Consider the following 20,793-nt stretch of genomic DNA (forward strand, 5'->3'; position numbering starts at 1 on the left):
ACTAACTATTTTCAATACGAATATTAATAAAATTATAAAATATGAAAGTACTTAATGAACGACAGTCTAAGATTTTGGAGAGCTTAGAAACCAAAAAGTACATCAGCGTAAATGAACTGAGTGAAAAACTTAAAGTTTCAGTAGTTACTATACGTAAAGACTTAACGCTCTTAGAACAAGAAGGCTACCTACACCGTACTCACGGGGGTGCTAGTAAGCAAATGCGCTATGTGTTTGACCAAACAGTAACTGAGAAAGAAACTCAAAATGTAGAAGAAAAAACGCGGATTATTACTAAAGCGTTAGACTTTATCAAAGAAAATGAGTTTATCATACTTTCATCAGGAACTACAGTTAATTTATTAGCTCAAAAACTTTATGGCTTCCGTAATCTTACTGTGCTAACCCCTTCATTAAGGGTTGCCTTAGAAGTATGCAAAAACCCTAACGTAAACACTATCCACCTAGGAGGTGAGGTACGCAAAAATTCTACCTCTACTATAGGCGTACTCGCCGAAGAAACTCTTAGCAACTTCTCTTGTACTACTTTATTCTTAGGAATAGAAGGTATAGATCTTGATTATGGCTTGAGTTCTACCAATGTAGGAGAAGCTCATCTCAACAAAAAAATGATGGAACGTGTAGATAAAACTATCGTCCTTGCTGACTCCTCAAAAATACATAAACGCGGTTTTGGATTCATTTGTTACGTCGAAAAAATAGATATGCTCATCACCGATAGTAACGTAGACCCTGAATTTGTAGAAGAACTCGAAAAAAGAGGAGTAGAAGTAGTAATTTGTTAACTAACAAATTCACAAATTAATAAATTGTTTATGATACAAATATATCACAATCCTAAATGCTCCAAATCGCGTTGTGGTTTGGAGCTTTTAAAAGAATCTAATAAAGCATATCAAGTTGTAGATTACCTTAAAGAAGGTATTTCTAAAGAACAAATTAAAGAGTTACTCACTAAATTACAACTATCTCCTATTGAATTAGTTCGTACTAAAGAAAATGTCTGGAAAGAACATTTTAAAGGAAAAACACTTACTGATGAACAAATCATAGAAGCAATGGTACAATATCCTCAGCTTATCGAACGCCCTATCGTTGTGGTAGGTGATAAAGCTGTAATAGGTCGCCCTACTGAAAAAATAAATGATATTATATAATTAACAAATGAGAAAAACACTATTATGTGCCATTGCTTTCGTTTGGGGAGCAACAGCTATGTACTCACAAGCATACATTTCTGTGAGTGGTGGGTATGGATTTAAAGCTCACGAAAAGACATTAGGTAGAGATGCTTCCAATCCTACTGCCATTACTGATTTAAAAGGAAGCTATGGCGAAGGTTATCAAGCACAATTGCGCGGAGGTTATTTCTTCCACAAACGTTGGGGAGCTGAATTAGCTTTGGGATATCTCCACGGTGAGGATATGCCTACTAATAAAAATCAAGTATTAAATATGAAAGGACACGGTCGTGCTTATGGAGCTTCCCTTTCATTAGTATTCAATATTACTGATAATTTGTATGTACGTGCCGGAGGTGTAACCAAAATAGGTGGTAAAACCGAAATACAAACAGAACTTAATGCTAAATTACCTTTAAGAATGTTCAACCCAATGGCTCCTGCTACAACTATGGTAGATATGAAAGCTGATTTCAACAATAATTTCCATGGAAAAATACCTTTTGGTTTTATAGGAGGAATCGGTTATCGTTTTAAAGTGGCTGATAAAGTAGCTTTTTTTATAGAAGGTGAGTACCTCAACATCAATGTACCACGCAAGGAATCTAAACTAAAAGATTTTTCAGCTACACGCACTATACAAGGTAATACAGCGGCTATCAGTCTTCAGGAATTTAAAACTTATATGACTGCTTTGCAGAATATACCATCTTCTTCTCCACAAATAGAACGTTATAAACAATTAGCTACCCAAGTAGCTCCGCTTCTTGAAGACTCTTATAGTTGGGAAGGAAAGGGAGCTCCTGATGCTCCTTACTCATCTATAGGAGTTCATTTTGGAGTAACCTATACTTTTTAGAAAATTTTCTTCACTATAATAAAAAAACACTTATCAGTTGAAAGTTTATCAAAACTGATAGGTGTTTTCTTACTAAAAGTAATCAATAAAAGAAAAATACTCAGTAAAAAATTTGCTTCATATATAAAAAAAGAAGTACATTTGCACGCAACTAAATTCTCTTTTTTAAAATGAATTTCCAAGATAAAATTATTAATGAGGGGCTTACCTATGATGATGTCCTTCTTATCCCCAATTACTCTGAGGTATTACCTCGAGAAGTATCAATTACCTCACATTTTACTCGTAATATCACTCTAAATGTACCCATTATCTCTGCAGCAATGGATACTGTAACTGAAGCTGCTATGGCTATAGCTATGGCACGTGAAGGAGGTATAGGAGTGCTCCACAAAAATATGACTATTGAGGAGCAAGCTAAACAAATACGCAAAGTCAAACGTGCCGAAAGCGGTATGATTATCGACCCCGTTACACTTCCATTAAACAGCAAAGTGAGTGATGCAAAACGCTGTATGAAAGAAAATAGTATTGGAGGTATTCCTATCGTTGATGACAATGGAATATTAAAAGGCATTGTAACTAACCGTGATCTACGCTTTGAACACGATAACAATCGCCCTATAACTGAAGTAATGACCTCCAAAAACCTCGTAATTGCCAATGAAGGTACTTCTATGAAGGAAGCTGAGGGGATTTTGCAACGCAGTAAGGTAGAAAAACTACCAGTAGTAGATAAAAATTATAAATTAGTAGGGCTTATAACTTTCCGTGACATTGCTAACTTGCAAGAAAAATCTATTTCTAACAAAGATAGCTTAGGGCGCTTACGTGTAGCTGCAGCCTTAGGTGTTACTGCTGATGTGGTAGATCGCGCCGAAGCCCTTGTACAAGCAGGAGTTGATGCTGTAGTTATCGATACAGCTCACGGACATACAAAAGGCGTAGTAAATGCTCTTAAAGCTGTAAAAAGCAAATTTGCTGACTTAGAAGTAGTGGTAGGAAACATTGCTACTGCCGAAGCTGCTCTTTATTTAGCTGAAAATGGTGCCGATGCAGTAAAAGTGGGTATAGGACCAGGCTCTATATGCACTACTAGAGTCGTAGCAGGCGTGGGGTATCCTCAATTATCAGCAGTAATGAATGTTGCTTCTGCACTTAAAGGCAAAGGAATCCCTGTAATTGCCGACGGAGGTATTCGTTACACTGGTGATATTGTAAAAGCTATCGCCGCAGGTGCCAATAGTGTGATGCTTGGCTCTCTACTTGCTGGCACTAAGGAATCACCAGGGGAAACTATCATTTTTGAAGGTAGAAAATATAAATCTTATCGTGGTATGGGGTCGGTAGAAGCAATGAACCAAGGTAGTAAAGACCGCTATTTTCAGGATGTTGAAGACGATATCAAAAAACTCGTTCCAGAAGGTATTGTAGGACGTGTGGCATATAAAGGCGAACTACAAGAAAGTATGCATCAGTTCATTGGAGGTTTGCGTGCAGGTATGGGATACTGTGGTGCCAAGGATATCGAAACATTGCAAGCTGTGAGTCGCTTTGTACGTATCACTACAAGCGGAATTACCGAAAGCCATCCTCATAATATTACCATCACCAAAGAAGCTCCTAATTATTCAAGATAATAATGATTACTAACATTATAAAAGCTGGATTCATTTAAAATCCAGCTTTTTCTATATTAAAAATACTTTGTTAATTCTTAATTATTTCATACATTTGTCACCAAAATAAGTTTGATAATGAAAAAAGTATATCGTAAAGAACAATTACAAACCATTACCTTGCGCAATGCTAACGGAATGGAGGTAAGTATAATGAACTTTGGTGGAATCATTAACTCCATAAAAGTACCAGTAAATGGAAAAATAGTAGAATGTGTATTAGGATTTGATACCTTTGAAGAATACATAAGCGATACTTATCGAGCTGAATACCCTTATTTAGGAGCAATCATCGGTCGTAATGCAGGACGTATTAAGTATGGAAAGGTAATTATCGAAGGAAAAGAAATACAACTACATTGCAATTTAGGTGAAAACCAAATACATGGAGGCTTTATAGGTTTTGATAGTGTATTTTGGGAAGTAATTGATCAAGTAAAAGGTGAAAATCCTTCTGTAACTTTACAATATGTTAGTAAAGAGGGTGAAGAAGGTTACCCTGGTGAGGTAACTGTATTAGTTACTTATATGCTTACTACTGATAATCGTTTGCGAATAGATTACCACGGAATTACTACTGCCCCTACTATACTCAACTTAACCCAACACACTTATTTCAACCTTAATGAGAATGATAATAATGTACTCAACAATACTCTACAAATAAAAGCTGAAAAATACGTCCCTTTAGAGGAAGGTTTTTTCACACCTACTGGTGAACGTCCTTCTGTTGTAGGTACACCTTTAGATTACCGCAACGGACAGAAAGTATATCCTCATACTGATAATTCGTTTGTACGTGAAATATCTGCTGATGAGGTAATGGCAACTCTCATTAATGGAGAGGAAACACTAAAAATGGAAGTACGTACCAATCATCCTGTATTACACATCTATGCAGGTTATTACTTACCTGAATTACATCCTGCACACCGCAAAACTTTAGGGCGAAACAAAGGCATCTGCTTTGAAGCACAAGGTTACGCCGATGCTACTAAACATCCTCAGTTCAACAATGTAGTCCTACTACCCAATGAGGTATATGAGTTCTTCACTGAGTTTAAATTCCAAGTAATCGATAAAAATAACAAGTGAGAAGATGAAATATTTAGCAACCAAAAATCCGTTTTTTAATGTCTCTGGACTTACATCATCAGAGGCTAATTATGTATGTGAACGTATCAAAGAACGACTTAAACCTATTCAAGACCTTGTTAGTTCTATAGAAACTCATACTTCTAGCATCGATGGAGAACCTTTAGATACTTTCACAAAGGTAGATGATATAGGTGGCAAACTCAATGAAATCGGTTCATTATATGCCATTTCAGCTTATTTGCGTACGGCTATCAAAGAAAAAGAAAACCGTTTAGAAATAGTAAATAAAAAACTAAACGAAGTACTTGTTAAAGCTGAACAAGAAGTAAAACCTATTGATTATGAACCTCTAAACCAACTTAGAGATGTTACTATTGAGGATTATCTCAAAACTCTTTCATTAGAAGATATGGTTTGTTATAAAGAGGCAGAAGCTAAAGCTGCTCATATAGGAAAATACATTCATAATTTTGATGAAGTGCGCAACCAACTCAACAAAAAAGAACTCATTACCTTTAAAGAAGTAGGAGAGCAGGTCTTCAAGATTAAAAACACTCCTTTATATGAACTCTCTGAACTACAACAGTTACAAGAACAGCTTCTGGCTGAACATCGTGAGTACGAAAGTGAAGTAAACTTCTATAAAGCACAATTCCGTACTTACCAAAACAATTGTAAATTGCAATATGAACAAGAGTTACAATGCTTGCTACAAGAACGTCAAGCAAAAGTAAATGCTTTGGTTGTAGAAAAAACAGCCGAACTTACTAAACTCAAAGAAACTATTGCTAATTACAGAATAGTAGTACCAAATGTTTATAAAGAAACTATTGGAACACTACTAAAAAAATAAGGTTAAGTACAAACAAAATAGTTAACTTATAACAGATTTGCTTTGTACTTATTTAGAAAACTACAAATCGGATTTCATTTGATAGCAAACACACCTCATAGGATATTCTCGCTCTATACCCAAAATAGTTTTAAAAGGGAATGGTGTTATCCCCAAAAAGAGAGTTTATCTCCCTTTCATCAAAAACTTCACTTTAGACTTTACCTTTGTGGGTATAGAGAACTTAAACTTTATTTTTGTCATCAGCTGCGTTCCGCTTTGTAGTTCTCACTTATATAATTCATCAATTCGTTAATGCAAAAAATAGACAATTATATTTTTTATTAAAGAAATATTAAATATTTGTATTTTTTATTACCTTTGCAAAGTAATATAATGTAGTAGTGTATAACAAAAAAAGATAAAAGATTATGGCTATAATTGATGTCGTGAGTTGGTCTCCTCAAGGTAGTAGAGTAGTTTATGCTTGGAAATTCCCCGAAACTAATTTAGCTACTTATACCCAACTAATTGTACAAGAATCTCAAGAGGCTGTATTGTTTTCTAAAGGACAAATCATAGGAAAATTTGGACCAGGCAAGCATACTCTCAACACTGAAAATATACCTATTTTGCGTAATTTATTCGGAATTCCTTTCGGAGGAAAAAATCCCTTTACTGCAGAAGTATGGTTTGTAAACAAAGTACAATCGTTTAGTATTGATTGGAATGTGAGTGGAATGCCCATACACGACCCTGATTATAACACCCAATTACCCCTTGTAGCCGTTGGTAGATATGGTTTGAAAGTAAATGACTCCGAAACATTCCTTATTAAAGCTGTAGGTACAAAATCTGAATTTACACAAGATGATCTTACAAATCAATTTTTTGGAGAATTCTCTACTAAAACAAAATCACAAATAGCCCAATATGTTATCAAACATCGGGTAGGGTATAAATACATTTCAGCTTTTTTAGATGAATTATCAGGTTATCTCAAAAATGTACTCAATCCTTTTTGGACGAACTTAGGTTTAGAACTCCTTCAATTCAATATCACTAATATCGATATTGATAAATCTACTGAAGAAGGTAGAAAGGTAGCTGAGGCAATTGCTACCCAAGCCTCAATGTCAATTACAGGACACACTTGGCAACAAGAACAAATGTTCAATACTGCTAACAATGCGATTGAAGGATTCGGAAATGGCAATGGAGGTTTATTAGGAGGATTAATGGCAATGAGTATGATGGGAGGTATGAATAATTCTGGAATGGCAGGAGGAATGATGCAACCTCAATATAACCAACCTACTTTTGGAGGTAATCAACAAGTAGGACAACAAGGAGAACAAGCTCCTATAAAAATGGTTTTCTGTTCTAATTGTGCTAAAAAATACCCAAGTAATAGTAGTTTTTGCCCTCACTGTGGCAATCCTTACAATCCTTGTCCCAATTGTGGTGCCGACAATGATACCAATGCCAAACGTTGTGTGAGCTGTGGCACCCAATTACAACAAACAAACAATATTACTCCTGAGCAAACTATAGCCGATGTTTGTAATCGTTGTGGAACTGTATTCCCTCCTTCAGCAAAGTTTTGTCCAAAATGTGGGAATAAACGATAATATTCAGCAAACAAATAATAGGTAACAAAATGAATATACGTCGAAAATTATCATTAATAGCCTTAGTTTTAGGTGAAATATTATTGATAACAGCCTTTCTGTTATTGGGTACAAATTTAGCTACAAATATACTTATTCTAAATATTATAGTAGCCTCATTAGTCTATGCCTTGTTTTTTATTGATGTACTCTTCCCTTGGATACATTTAGGGAAACAGCAACCTATTGAAGTAGGTTCATTGGGTGTAAGATGGTTTTTCACTTGGATTTATGCCTTTGCTGCTATAGGAGTGATGCTATGTGCTAATATATTCTTCAGTTGGTTCTTTGTCCTGCAATTTGTTATACAAACAACTCTTATTTTCTTATTAATTTTAGGTATGATTGCTGTATTATCAGCAGCCGATAGAGTAGGGGAGGTACCTATCTCTGAAAACAGTATTGGATCGGGTATTTCTGAAATGAAACAAGTGATGAACAATTTAAAAATACAAATCAGCACACTCCCCGATTTACCCGAAAATCTTGTACACCGAATTAATTCTTTAAATGAAAACTTGCGATACATTTCACCTGCAAATACAATAGAAGCTCGTGAAATAGAAAAACTTTTTTGCCAAGAAGCTAATGATATATTAATCGTTATCAGTGATTATAAGTACAATACAACAACCATTGAAAATCATCTAAAAAAAATGGAATTATTGTATCAAAACAGAAAATCAGTCTATTCAATTTAAAAAAAATAAAAATATGTTAGGAAAAATCTTTTCAGAATCCGATAGTATCTATCACGATCAAGCTAAAGTACTATTAGATTATTATAGCGCAGCAGCTGAAAAAATAGTAGCCGAAGAGGAACGCATCGAAAAACAAATTGCAATTTTGGAAGAAGAAAAAGCAATGTTGCAAAAACAAATTGATGGACTTTGGGTGTGGTTTCTCACCTTAATATTTTTCTTTGTGTATTATATTAAAAAAAATACCCTTGAAAAAGAAATTACTGACAAAGAAATACGTATTGCTGAGTTCAAGAAACAACATAGCGAAATCTTTAGAGATTACAAAGTAACCAAACTTGGTTTAGCTTATGTACCTATTGCTGAACAAATAAAATATACTGATAAAAGTTTTATAGTAGATTATACAGGACAAATAGACGAATCTGAAGTTGTACTTCAAATCCCTCGCCAAAACGATTTGCTGGTAGAAACCATTGAAAAACTTGAAAAACTATCAGAACAAGCTCCTATAGTAGAAACTTCTTACGATACTGAAACTATCGAAACCGACCAATACTCTACTTCATTCCAAAAAATCAATCAACACGACTATTTTGGAAGTTTAGAACGTTCATTGCGTACCATTTCCTATTGTATGGATGATTTGAACACTACTTCAGTATCTTTGCCTTTAGTAGCCGATAAGAGCGAGTATTTAGCTTACCTGAATGAATATGCTACCGATAATGTTCCACAGGGTGCTGTTATAATTCCTGTTTTCAACAAAGAACGATATGCCGATAGTATCAACAAATTTCAGGAAATCAATCAACTAAGAGATTCTTTATCTAATAAAACTGAGCAATTCGAAAATGTATTAAAGAGTTTAATGCTCACTATGGCTACTTCTGTACAAGCTATTTCAGCATTGAAGGTAGCTTCAGCTAATAAAATGATTACTGTTTCTAACAAAGTGTTATATCAACTCTTGAAATCTCCTTATAATCATTATTCACCTGTTTTAGAACACGAAGAAATAGAACGTATTCGCAATGAAAAGTTTGATTATAGCGAGTCTGTACAAGAGTACATCCCTTTCCATCTAAAACAAAGTTCTCGTGTGTATTACAACCTAACTTCAGGAATGTGGACTGCAGAAGATGGTAGCACTACCAATCTTCCTTTTGGAGTACATCAAATCTATGAAGAAATTGTAGCTCCTATGGTACAAAACTTAATGCAAGAAAACCGATTGGAACGCCTCAAAATCTACAATCATATTCACGACCAAAAGACACATTATCTAAATGAGTGGCATAAAGATACCGAAGCCTTTTATCGCTCAAATCGATTGGAAAGTGCTGATATCATCAACTTAATGCAAGAAAATTTGCGAAAATACGTAGCCGAATACAACACTTTGATCTCTTACCAACGCACTGAAGATAGTATGATACAAACAGAAGATAACTTAAACAGTGCTGTAGTAGATGTAACCGACAATTCAGCTGAAACTCTTGCTGCTTTTGAGATGCAATCTCAAGAATTTAAAACAATACAAGATAACTTTGAGGAATATATGGAACGCCTAAAAGAGGATATAGAACTCAAAGCTATGAAGTTTGGACATATAGAGTATTATGATGCTAAATTGCGTGATGGGCACTCAAATGAAATAGCTGTAGCCACTAATGAAGTGCATGACTTAGACAATCGCCGAAAACCTCTTGCTCTTGTTAATCCACTCTTTGCTAAAACATCTGAATTGCCTCCTGTGCCTAATGTAGAGGAAGTTACTTTTGAACACATTTCATTGAACTTACCTGTTATAGCCAAAAATGCACTCAACAATTTGAATAATTTCAGTAATAACAAATAAAACTATAGAATTATGGCTCGAATTGATTGTGTAGTAGACACCCAACCAATGGCAGATAAAATACAATCTGTCTCCCATCAGATAAATGACACTACCACAGCCGTGGTAGCAATGAAAGCTGCTATAGTTTTAGCTGAACAACAAGCAGCTGATATAGTCTGTAGAAATGTAAACAAAGGGTTTTACACCCTTATGCGTTCCCAAATATCTCAAAAAATAGCCAAACTACAAAGCGAAGTCGATTCTCAACTGATGCAACTCAATGCGCAACGCAAACAACTTTTAGCAATTAAAAATCGTATGGAACGCGATTACAATATGCTTTCTGACAGATATTTGAAGCTCTTCAACGGAATAAACCAAAATCTTAAACAACGTATTTTAGAACTTGACCGTCCTGTATTTAATTTTGCAGTTCAGGAAGTAGGAAAAGTATCAAATAGAACTAAATACTTAGCTGCTACAGTACCTATTTCTCAGTTAGAATCGCTCATTACAAGCCAGCAGATTGTAATATCTAATATAAAATATCGTGCAGAAAAAGTGATTGAGTCAATGACTAACTTTTTAGCTAATACTTCTGAGCAAAAAAAATTATCAGAACGTGTATTACTAAAAAATGAAAAAGTGCAAAATACAACATTACTCATACCTGCCTTAGTATGTGAGTCCAATTTCGACAGTTTCAATAATAAAAAACTCGAAGTGATTGTAAGCAAAGAACAACTCAATACCTCTGTACAATCAGCAATGAAAAACACACTAAATCAATACTTAGAACAACTAGTATGGAATGATTCCTGCGAGCCTCACCAAGAAGTAAAAAGTGAATTTAGTAAGATGCTTGCAACTAGCAATACCTCTCAAAGAGTGAAAGATATGGCTAACAAGCTTTTTATAGCGACTCATTTCCAAACCATTAAAAACGAACAGCTATGAGTTATACTAAAACCATTAGAAAAACAGTTAGAATTCCCTATTCAGGAAGTGTATCGTATGGTCCTTCACAAAGTGGAGGTAGTGTGAGTTATAGTGGTACTGTAACTGAGGAAATAGAGGTAAATGTAGAAGTAGATACTGAACCTTTTGAAGAAAGCATCTATAATTGTAACCAATCAATAGGTGGACTTACAGGAGCTGTTGTAGCTACCGAAGCTGCTCAAATAGCATCAATAAATGCTAATGCTAAAAAAGTAAGTGGCGCTATTGTTAAAGGTTTTTTCAGTACAATCCGTTCAGAAATTACTCAGCAAATTGCAGAACTAAAATCACAAGTTGATGCAACTCTCATACATTTGCGCGGACTTGCTCAACGCTGTGTTGAAAAGCAAAAACAAATGGAACGAGATTACAATAGCATTGCTAAACGCTATTTAAAAACTTTTGAAGACCTGAATAATGAACTTTCTAATCGCATATATGAACTGAATAAACCTGCCTTTGCTTTCAGTAAACAAAGTAATCAGCAGAACAATCGTGCTTATGAAAACGATTTAGTGAGTACTGTAGCTGTTTTTGGCAAAGAGGGAGCTGAATTAGAAGCAAAAATCAGTGCTTCAATAATCAAAAAAAGAGCTCTTGATACTATTGAAAAAGCTAATACTTTTTTGTTAAAACAAAAACAATTAGAAGAACTTATCAATCGAAATATGCTAAAAGAAAGTAAAAATGCTACAGCATACGCTCCTATTTGTTTTATAGAAATGGAAAATGAACAAAAACAGATAGATAAAAAGTTGTATCAACAAGAGTTTATCTCTCAGATGCCAACAAATGAGCTTATGGATAACTTTTTGAAACAGAATTGGCATAAATTACCTGAAGAAAACATCGTGAAACTCAAAAGGTATTTTAATATTGAAATAGATAATCGTTATTCCAATAGTGATAACCATAACTCACGAGTGAAAGGTCATATCTTAAAAATGCTACAACTCAATGAAATAGAATGTATATAACCTTGAAAATCAACTTATTACAATGAAAGAATTAAAAGAAATTTGTTTTAACGAAAGCAATATACAACTAAAAGATAATTTAGTAAAAGGAAGTATATTACCTGAAAAAGTAGCTGAATTAACTCGTACCATTACAATACAAGGAGATACCGTGATAGAAGGTCCTGTATACGCCCATAAACTCGAAATACAAAATGGAGACTTAGAAATCCAAGGTGCCGTCTTTACTCAATTGGAACTCTATGTGAATAGTGAAGCTCAAGGAAATGTAGCTTTCCAAAAAAGTATAGGTTCTGCTAACTCTATCGTTTCAAGAGCTGATAAATTAAAACTTACATTTCATTCCGATATCAATGCTAAAAGTGTAACTCTCTATAATGCTTTTATAGCAGGTAGCATCTATGCCGATGAAATTGTATTAGATAATTGTGTCGTGTGTGGAGGAGTATTTGCTACTCAACAAATAGACTTGAAAAACAGTGTGGTTGGCACATTCAACACTCCTTCTATACGTATAGAAGGCTCTGTGTATCTATTACTTCCAAGCGCTTTTTCTATAGAAAAAATGCTTGCTACTGTCAATGCGCAACTATACAACCTCAGTTTAGCTGATTTAGGAGCTCTCTACAAAGGATTACCTCAAACACCTAATTCAGGAAAAATAACAATGGATATTGAAACTGATGAGGTAAAAAGCACTCTTGTAAATAACGAAATACAGAAAACTCTTCGCAGTTATACTGTTGTGGGCAAAGTATTAGCTGTAGATTTGATAGATACCGATAAGTTTGAAAATCATTTCTTACTTACTACAGCGAGTTTAGGAGCTCAGCTTCTCAAAACTTATGATTTAGGAGTAGATAAAAATGGTAATGCAGCAACTCTTACTCTTAATAAAATCCGCGACTTCTTTTTTGATATTCTCAATGGCAAAATAAGTGTCCAAGATATTGATGGCAAATTTGATATTTCACAGTTAAATAAGTAGTCTTACTCTTTTTTGTTGTAGTGTTATTTTATTTTTGTATTTTTGCCCTCTGAAAAATCACTAAGAATAAAGGTAAGTTGCTTTCACAACTATTTACCTTTTATCTCTTACCTCTTAACTATAAAAATGTACGCACTATTCAAAAAAGAAATCCGTTATTTCTTCACTTCGCCCATTGGTCTTACTATCATTGGGCTCTTTATCGTGCTCAACGGCTTGTTCCTATGGGTCTTTAAAACAGATTATAACATTTTCAATGCTGGTTTCGCCGATATGTTGCCTTTTTTTAGGCTTTCATCTTGGGTTTTCATCTTTTTAGTACCCGCCATTACGATGAGAAGCATCTCCGAAGAGAAAAAAAGCGGTATGTTAGCCCTCTTGTTCACCAAACCGGTCAGCACCCTGCAAATGGTGCTCGGCAAGTACTTGGGCATCCTCTTCTTGCTCTTTGTAATCCTTTTGCCATCAGCCCTGTATGTCTATATGGTATGGGTGTTTGGCAACCCCGTAGGCAACTTAGATATAGCTGGCACTGTGGGGTCTTATATTGCCTTGTTTTTGCTGGTAGCCTCCTTTGCCTCAGTAGGCTTATGGGCGTCGTCTATAAGTAGTAACCAAATCATTTCCTTTGTGTTAGCAGCCTTTCTGTGCTTCTTTTTCTTCTTTGGCATCGACCAGCTTATTGCTTTTATAGCCCCCGAAGATTTTGGTGGGGTAGGCTTCCAAACGCATTTCGACGCTATTAGTAGGGGAGTGCTCGACACCCGAAATATCGTGTATTTTCTCTCTGTTATCTCATTTTTCATATATCTCACTACCTTATCACTCAAAGCCTACAAACGATGAAAAAACTCTTTCAAAACTCTATTAGCAAGGTAGTTATAGCCTTAGTATGTCTCCTTGTAGTCAATTATATCGCCAAACAATGGCACACGCGGATAGACCTCACCCAAGACAAACGTTATACGCTCTCTGAGGTGAGCAAGAAAACACTTGCTAAAATACAGAATCCTATCGTGATTGATGTATTGCTCAAAGGCAATATCCCTACCGAATTTAAGAAATTACAGACTGAAACAATTCAGTTATTAGACGAGTATGCAGCTGCCAATAACAACATTATCGTCAATTTTATAAACCCATTAGAAGGGGAGGAGCACCCCGAAAGTGTGATTCAAGAACTGATAAATAATGGCTATCAGCCCTTGCAAATCACCCAAAATGAAGCAGGAAAATCTTCTATTGAGTATATTTTCCCTTGGGCAGTCATTAGCGATGGCAAGAAGAGTGAGCGTGTGCGTCTCTTTGTAAACAAACTTGGCTCTACTGACCAAGAGCAGGTACAGAACTCTGTGCAGAAGTTAGAATACAATTTTACTGATGCACTCTATAAGTTTACCTTAGATAAAAAGAAGAAAATCGCAATACTTAGAAGTAATGGTGCCCTAGAAGATATCTATATGGCCGACTTCCTCAAAACAGCGCGTGAATACTACTTTATAGCACCTTTCACCCTCGATTCAGTGGCTACCAACCCCGAGAAGACTCTACACGACCTCGAAAAATTCGATTTACTACTCGTGCCTAAGCCTACTGAGCCTTTTACCGATGCCCAAAAGCAGGTCGTAGACCAATATATAATGAATGGCGGTCGTGCTCTATGGCTGATAGATAATGTGGCGGTTTCCTTAGAAGATATGTACAAAACAGGCGGAATGACAATGGCAATGCCCATCAATCTAAATCTTACCGATATGTTTTTCCAATATGGTTTCCGTATCAATTACACCTTGGTAAACGATTTGTACTTTTCTGAAATCATAGTAGCCACAGGCGATGGCTCTCAAACCCGTTATATGCCTATTCCTTGGGTATATAATCCGTTGGTGATTTCAGGTAATAATCACCTTATCAACAATCATTTAGATGCAGTGAGGTTTCAGTTTGCCAATAGCATCGATACGCTGAAAAATGGAGTGAAGAAAACAGTGCTTCTCGCTAGTTCACCTTTTTCAAAAGCAGATGGCACCCCACGCGAAATCAACTTGCGCTTCGACCCCAATAACCAGAATAAAGAAGCCTATAAACACGGAAATATTCCCTTAGTAGTGCTTTTGGAAGGAGAGTTTAACTCAGTTTATAAAGATCGCATTCGCCCCATAAACCTCAAAGAAAAATCCGATAGAAGCAAGCCTACCAAAATGTTGGTAGTCGCCGATGGCGATATTATCAAAAACGATATAGATAGCAAAAATAATATCCCCTTAGAACTCGGTTTTGATAAATGGACAAGCAAATATTATGACAATAAATCCTTCTTGCAGAATGCTTTAAACTATCTTTTAGACGATACTGAGTTTTTGAGTTTACGCAATAAGAAAGTTCAATTAGCTTTCTTAGACAAACAAAAAGTAGCTGAAAGTGTCAATAGTTGGCAAATAAAAGTATTTGTGTATCCATTATTGCCTTTGATATTGGTAATGCTATCAGTGTTATATTTTTATAGGAAGAAGAACATAAGAAAAGTATAATGCAAAACTACATTGATATTTTAGCACTAAATCAGGATTTTCAAGAATTTATTTTTGATAAGAAACTGTCAAGAATAACAGAAAATTGTTCTTTACTGACTGATTTCTCAAAGATTTACAAAGAAGAGTTATCGAAAATACCTTTTAGAACTAATCTTTTGGATAGTTTTAATGTAAACGAAAATGCACACAGTCGTTTGCTGATTTCATTGTTAAAATATAAACCTGCATTGCATCACTTTTTGAATTTTCTTACAAAGAAAAAATTAAATTTTGATATATCTTTAATTGATAAACCTATTCTTACAGTAGAAAAATGGCGTATTGATGGACTTGTCCAAGAAGAAGGAAAATATGCTTTCATCATAGAAAACAAGATTCATAATGCTGTTGAACAGAAAGAGCAAATTGGTCGTTACATTGATATATGCAAACAATTAGGGTATAAATTAAACCAGATTTATATTCTATACCTAACACGTTATGCTGGAAATGAACCTACAATACGAACGTGGGGAAATTATAAAGAAAGTGATTTTGCAGGACGTTATGTAAAAATAGCCTATAAAGAAGATATTATTGTTTGGCTTGAAGAATATTTACAAGCAATATCTGAAAGAGAAACTATTGTAAAAAGTGCAGTAATACAATATATAGATTATTTGAAGCACGTTTTTAATAGCAGAGAAATATTTAAAGAGATGGACAACAAGTTACAAGATTTCTTAGTTAAAAAGTTACAACTAACTGATGACAATAATGTTAAAAATATAGATATTATTACCACAAAAATTAGTGAAATTGATGAGCTTCAAAAACATTTGAAAGCATTAGTTGAAATAACAAGAGAGAAATGTCTTTTTGAATGGAAAAACCGTTTACATTCACAAGAAGAATTTAAAAACTGTAATTTTGTAGTGAATACAGATGATAAATATCCTAATATTTATGTTGTACTTGAATATAAAGGGAAATCTTTTGCTGCTGCAATTGAATATTACCGTTTAAATAATGAGATTTACTTTGGATTAGGGAGACATTTTTCTTCTCAAACTTTAAATGAAGAGATAAAGTACTTTTTCAGCGATTTTCTAAAAGATAGAGAATTTCAATCTAATGATTGGTGGTATGGCTGGAAAGATACTACTTTTCAAGAAGCTTATACAGATTTTTCTTTTTTTCTCAAAGAAGTATTAGATAAATTAGAAACTCAAAATAAAAAATAATTAAATGAAAAGAGTAGTAGTAGGACTTAGTGGGGGAGTAGATAGTAGCGTAGCTGCCTATTTGTTAAAAGAACAAGGCTATGAGGTAATAGGCCTTTTTATGAAAAATTGGCACGATGATTCAGTTACTATTTCCGACGAATGTCCTTGGTTAGAAGATAGTAATGATGCGCTTTTAGTAGCCGAAAAACTCGGCATTCCATTCCAAACAGTGGATATGAGTGAGCCCTACAAAGCCCGTATTGTCGATTATATGTTCAATGAATACGAACATGGTAGAACACCCAATCCCGATGTGTTATGTAATCGTGAAATCAAGTTTGATGTTTTTATGAAACTTGCCCTTAGTTTAGGTGCCGATTACGTAGCAACAGGACACTATTGTCGCAAAGAAGAAATAGAGATAAACGGTAAAAAAATCTACCGATTGCTATCGGGGAAAGATGAAAATAAAGATCAATCATATTTCCTATGTCAGCTTTCACAAGAGCAACTTAGTAAAGCACTTTTCCCTATCGGGGAATTACAGAAATCAGAAGTAAGAGCCATTGCTAAAGCTCAAGATTTGATAACCGCTGATAAAAAAGATTCTCAGGGACTTTGCTTTGTAGGAAAAGTGCGTTTACCCGAATTTCTACAGCAAAAACTACAACCCAAACAAGGCGATATTATTGAAATCCCCAATGATTGGAAAGGATATGCAGAATTTGATATGCTACGCCTTTTTGAAACTTATGAAGATGAATTAAAATATTTATCACAACGTTTTGTATATCAACCCGAAGACGGTAAAAAAGTAGGTACTCATCAAGGAGCTCATTATTTTACCAAAGGACAGCGCAAAGGCTTAAATGTGGGTGGAACCAAAGAACCTTTGTTCATCATAGAAACTGATATTGAGAAGAATATCATCTATACAGGACAAGGACATACACATCGTGGATTATTCCGCAGTGCTTTGTTTATCGCAACCCCTGATGAACATTGGATTCGTGAAGATTTGGCATTAAAAGTATATGAATCGAAAGAGTTTATGGTACGTATACGCTATCGTCAGCCATTACAGAAAGCAGTTTTATACAAAGTGAAAAATGGTTTATATATTCATTTTTCGGAACCTCAAAGTGCTATTACTGAGGGACAATTTGCGACTTGGTACAGCGGAGATGAATTGGTGGGTAGTGGTGTGATTTCATAGCAAAAAAACACCTTTACCAAATAAACTATAATATACATTATGTAAAATAGAGGATAAGAAAAGGATATGAGAAAGGTACTTATAATTACTTACTATTGGACGCCAGCTGGCGGACCTGGTGTACAACGTTGGTTAAAATTCGTAAAATATTTGCGAGATTTTAATATAGAACCTATTGTATATATTCCTGAAAATCCAACTTATCCTATCATCGACAATGAAATAGGAAACGATTTGCCTACCGATATACAAATTATCAAACATCCTATATGGGAACCTTATGCTTGGGCTTCGTTATTCTCTAAAAAGAAAACCCAAAAAATTAGTTCAGGTATCATTCCGCGTAAAAAAGTTTCTATTTTAGATAAAGTATTACTTTGGATACGTGGTAATTGTTTCATTCCTGATGCTCGCAAATTCTGGGTAAAACCTTCTGTAAAGTATTTGAATAAGTTTATAAAAGAAAACCAGATAGAAACTATTATCACCACTTCGCCTCCTCACAGCGTACATCTTATAGGTTATGAGTTAAAGAAACTAATTCCTCATCTCAAATGGATTAGCGATTTCCGCGACCCCTGGACAACTATTGGTTATTACAAAGATTTACGTCTTACTAAATGGGCTGATAAACGTCAGCATTATTGGGAAAAAGAAGTGTTACAACAATCAGATTTGGTGATTACAACCAGTTTCAAGACGCAAAAAGACTTTCAGCAACTTACCAATACTCCTATTGAGGTAATTACCAATGGTTACGATGAGGAAAAAACAATCACCCCTCCCCTATCCAATAAATTCCTTATTTCGCACATAGGTTCTTTATTATCAGATAGAAACCCCAAAATACTTTGGAAAATATTAGCCGAATTAATACGCGAAGAACCTCATTTTACCGAAGATTTCACACTTTGTTTTGCAGGCAAAGTAAGTGAAGAAATCGAAGAAGATATTCGCCATAACGGACTTACACCTTATTATATTAATAAAGGTTATATTAGCCATCAAGAAGCTATTAGTCTGCAAAAGCAATCGCAAGTATTGTTGCTCATCGAGATAGATTCTGAAGAAACACAAGGTATTATTGCAGGTAAATTATTTGAATATATGATTTCAGGACGACCTATTCTCGCCATAGGACCTCATAACTGGGATGTTACTCCTATTCTCACTGAAACACAAACAGGTACTTTTGTAGGATATACCAATGCCTCTCAAATGAAAGCCAAAATACTAGAGTTCTATCATCAATTTCAGCAGAGAACACTTAAAACCAGCCCTACAAAAATAGAACAGTACAGCCGAAAAGCCCTTACTCAGCGGTTGGCTAAGTGCATTGAAAATAATCTTTCAAGTTAAATTCTCTGCTAAAAACTTGTCTTTTCAAAAAAATATACTACTTTTGTCAAAAAAATAAATCAACCGAAGAATATGTTAGTAAAAGTATATGGAAGTGCAGTGTTTGGAGTAGAAGCTACTACCATTACTATAGAAGTAAATATTGTTAAAGGAATTGGCTATCATCTTGTTGGACTACCCGATATTGCTATTAAAGAAAGTAATTTCCGCATTGCTGCTGCCTTACAGAACACAGGATATAAAATCCCAGGAAAGAAAATTACTATCAATATGGCTCCTGCCGATATGCGTAAAGAAGGTTCAGCCTATGATCTTAGTCTTGCAATAGGCATATTGGCTGCCAACGAACAAATACAAAGTGACGAGATAGAAAAATATATTATTATGGGAGAACTCTCTTTAGATGGAGGACTACAACCTATCAAAGGAGCACTCCCTATTGCTATTCAAGCACGTAAAGAAGGTTTTAAAGGTTTTATTTTGCCTGCACAAAACGCCAAAGAAGCTGCTATTGTAGATAATTTAGAGGTTTATGGTGTTGAAAATATCAAAGAAGTAATTGATTTTTTCAATGGTGAAAGAGAGCTTGTTCGTACAATAGTGGATACTCGTAAAGAATTTTATAAAAATTTAGAATTTCCTGAATTTGATTTTGCTGATGTAAAAGGACAAGAAACTGTAAAACGCTGTATGGAAATAGCTGCGGCAGGAGGTCATAACATCATTCTCATAGGTCCTCCTGGTTCTGGTAAAACAATGTTAGCCAAAAGATTACCTAGTATCCTCCCTCCTATGACACTTCACGAAGCTCTCGAAACTACTAAAATACATAGTGTTGTAGGTCGTATCAAAGATACAGGTTTGATGAGTCATCGTCCTTTCCGTAGTCCACATCACACAATTTCGGATGTAGCCCTTGTAGGGGGTGGTACATACCCTCAACCTGGTGAAATATCCTTAGCGCATAATGGTGTACTTTTCCTTGATGAATTGCCTGAATTTAAACGTGCTGTATTAGAAGTGATGCGTCAACCTTTAGAGGATAGAGAGGTTACTATTTCGCGTGCTAAATTCTCTATCACATACCCTTCTTCATTTATGTTAGTAGCGAGTATGAACCCCAGCCCTAGTGGCTATTTCAATGATCCTGAGGCACCTGTAAACTCTACTCCTGCTGAAATGCAACGTTATATGAGTAAGATTTCAGGTCCCCTATTAGATAGAATAGATATTCATATAGAAGTCAACCCTGTTCCTTTTGAAAAACTTTCTGATGATCGCAAAGGGGAAAGTAGCACCGAAATACGCAAGCGAGTAATTGCCGCGCGCAACATTCAAACAGAGCGTTTTAAAGAATATGAACACATTCATTACAACGCCCAAATGAATACTAAACAAATACAAAAATTCTGTAAAGTAAGTGAGGAATCTTTAAAACTTTTAAAAAATGCAATGATGAAACTCAACCTCTCCGCACGCGCTTATGATCGTATTTTGAAGGTAGCTCGTACTATTGCCGACTTAGAAGGTACTGAAAATGTACAACCTCACCACATAGGTGAAGCCATTCAGTATCGAAGTTTAGATCGTGAAGGATGGTTTGGTAACAGTTAACAATGGATAATTAACAT

At 35.0% G+C, this 20,793-nt stretch carries 18 protein-coding genes; all 18 read left to right on the forward strand.

What is annotated here, in order from left to right; genetic code table 11:
- Positions 1–41 precede the first annotated feature (41 nt).
- The 18 genes from CGC57_RS01030 (at position 42) to CGC57_RS01115 (ending at position 20,776) form a co-directional block, all read left to right on the forward strand.
- Positions 42–806: a DeoR/GlpR family DNA-binding transcription regulator gene (locus CGC57_RS01030; RefSeq protein ID WP_002679202.1), complete on the forward strand. Its 765-nt coding sequence runs from the start codon at positions 42–44 to the stop codon at positions 804–806.
- A gap of 30 nt (positions 807–836) precedes the next feature.
- Positions 837–1,178, forward strand: a complete 342-nt coding sequence (arsC, locus tag CGC57_RS01035) for an arsenate reductase (glutaredoxin) (protein WP_002678984.1) — start codon at positions 837–839, stop codon at positions 1,176–1,178.
- 7 nt (positions 1,179–1,185) lie between these two features.
- Positions 1,186–2,061, forward strand: coding sequence for a putative outer membrane beta-barrel protein (locus CGC57_RS01040; RefSeq protein ID WP_002678993.1), 876 nt, complete (start codon positions 1,186–1,188; stop codon positions 2,059–2,061).
- A 170-nt stretch (positions 2,062–2,231) separates the two neighbouring features.
- On the forward strand, positions 2,232–3,701 hold the full coding sequence (guaB, locus tag CGC57_RS01045) for an IMP dehydrogenase (RefSeq protein ID WP_002679095.1): 1,470 nt from the start codon (positions 2,232–2,234) through the stop codon (positions 3,699–3,701).
- 117 nt (positions 3,702–3,818) lie between these two features.
- On the forward strand, positions 3,819–4,835 hold the full coding sequence (locus CGC57_RS01050; RefSeq protein WP_095897608.1) for an aldose epimerase family protein: 1,017 nt from the start codon (positions 3,819–3,821) through the stop codon (positions 4,833–4,835).
- A 4-nt stretch (positions 4,836–4,839) separates the two neighbouring features.
- Positions 4,840–5,691, forward strand: a complete 852-nt coding sequence (locus CGC57_RS01055) for a hypothetical protein (RefSeq protein ID WP_002679208.1) — start codon at positions 4,840–4,842, stop codon at positions 5,689–5,691.
- Between the two features lie 410 nt (positions 5,692–6,101).
- Positions 6,102–7,301 carry an SPFH domain-containing protein gene (locus CGC57_RS01060; protein ID WP_002679011.1) on the forward strand — a complete coding sequence of 400 codons (1,200 nt, stop codon included), beginning with the start codon at positions 6,102–6,104 and terminating at the stop codon, positions 7,299–7,301.
- A 29-nt stretch (positions 7,302–7,330) separates the two neighbouring features.
- Positions 7,331–8,041, forward strand: coding sequence for a hypothetical protein (locus CGC57_RS01065; RefSeq protein WP_095897609.1), 711 nt, complete (start codon positions 7,331–7,333; stop codon positions 8,039–8,041).
- Positions 8,042–8,054: 13 nt separating this feature from the next.
- A complete protein-coding gene (locus tag CGC57_RS01070; RefSeq protein ID WP_095897610.1) occupies positions 8,055–9,902 on the forward strand; it encodes a hypothetical protein in 1,848 nt (615 codons plus the stop codon).
- A gap of 12 nt (positions 9,903–9,914) precedes the next feature.
- Complete coding sequence (locus CGC57_RS01075) at positions 9,915–10,841, forward strand: hypothetical protein (protein WP_095897611.1); 927 nt, start codon at positions 9,915–9,917, stop codon at positions 10,839–10,841.
- Positions 10,838–11,860, forward strand: coding sequence for a hypothetical protein (locus tag CGC57_RS01080; RefSeq protein WP_095897612.1), 1,023 nt, complete (start codon positions 10,838–10,840; stop codon positions 11,858–11,860). The genes CGC57_RS01075 and CGC57_RS01080 overlap by 4 nt, the downstream gene beginning before the upstream one ends.
- 22 nt (positions 11,861–11,882) lie before the next feature.
- Positions 11,883–12,848, forward strand: a complete 966-nt coding sequence (locus CGC57_RS01085) for a hypothetical protein (RefSeq protein ID WP_095897613.1) — start codon at positions 11,883–11,885, stop codon at positions 12,846–12,848.
- 126 nt (positions 12,849–12,974) lie between these two features.
- Positions 12,975–13,694: an ABC transporter permease gene (locus CGC57_RS01090; RefSeq protein ID WP_095897614.1), complete on the forward strand. Its 720-nt coding sequence runs from the start codon at positions 12,975–12,977 to the stop codon at positions 13,692–13,694.
- Positions 13,691–15,379, forward strand: coding sequence for a gliding motility-associated ABC transporter substrate-binding protein GldG (gene gldG / locus CGC57_RS01095; protein ID WP_095897615.1), 1,689 nt, complete (start codon positions 13,691–13,693; stop codon positions 15,377–15,379). The genes CGC57_RS01090 and gldG overlap by 4 nt, the downstream gene beginning before the upstream one ends.
- Positions 15,379–16,605 carry a PDDEXK-like family protein gene (locus CGC57_RS01100; protein ID WP_095897616.1) on the forward strand — a complete coding sequence of 409 codons (1,227 nt, stop codon included), beginning with the start codon at positions 15,379–15,381 and terminating at the stop codon, positions 16,603–16,605. Before gldG ends, CGC57_RS01100 begins: the two co-directional genes overlap by 1 nt.
- Positions 16,606–16,609: 4 nt before the next feature.
- Positions 16,610–17,803: a tRNA 2-thiouridine(34) synthase MnmA gene (gene mnmA / locus CGC57_RS01105; RefSeq protein ID WP_095897617.1), complete on the forward strand. Its 1,194-nt coding sequence runs from the start codon at positions 16,610–16,612 to the stop codon at positions 17,801–17,803.
- A gap of 66 nt (positions 17,804–17,869) precedes the next feature.
- Positions 17,870–19,162 (forward strand): glycosyltransferase family protein, encoded by a 1,293-nt coding sequence (locus CGC57_RS01110; RefSeq protein WP_095897618.1) that lies wholly within the window; start codon positions 17,870–17,872, stop codon positions 19,160–19,162.
- A 72-nt stretch (positions 19,163–19,234) separates the two neighbouring features.
- Positions 19,235–20,776, forward strand: coding sequence for a YifB family Mg chelatase-like AAA ATPase (locus CGC57_RS01115; RefSeq protein ID WP_002679041.1), 1,542 nt, complete (start codon positions 19,235–19,237; stop codon positions 20,774–20,776).
- Positions 20,777–20,793: the final 17 nt, after the last annotated feature.

The organism is Capnocytophaga sputigena, assembly GCF_002302495.1.
In the GTDB taxonomy this organism is placed as follows: Bacteria; Bacteroidota; Bacteroidia; order Flavobacteriales; family Flavobacteriaceae; genus Capnocytophaga; species Capnocytophaga sputigena.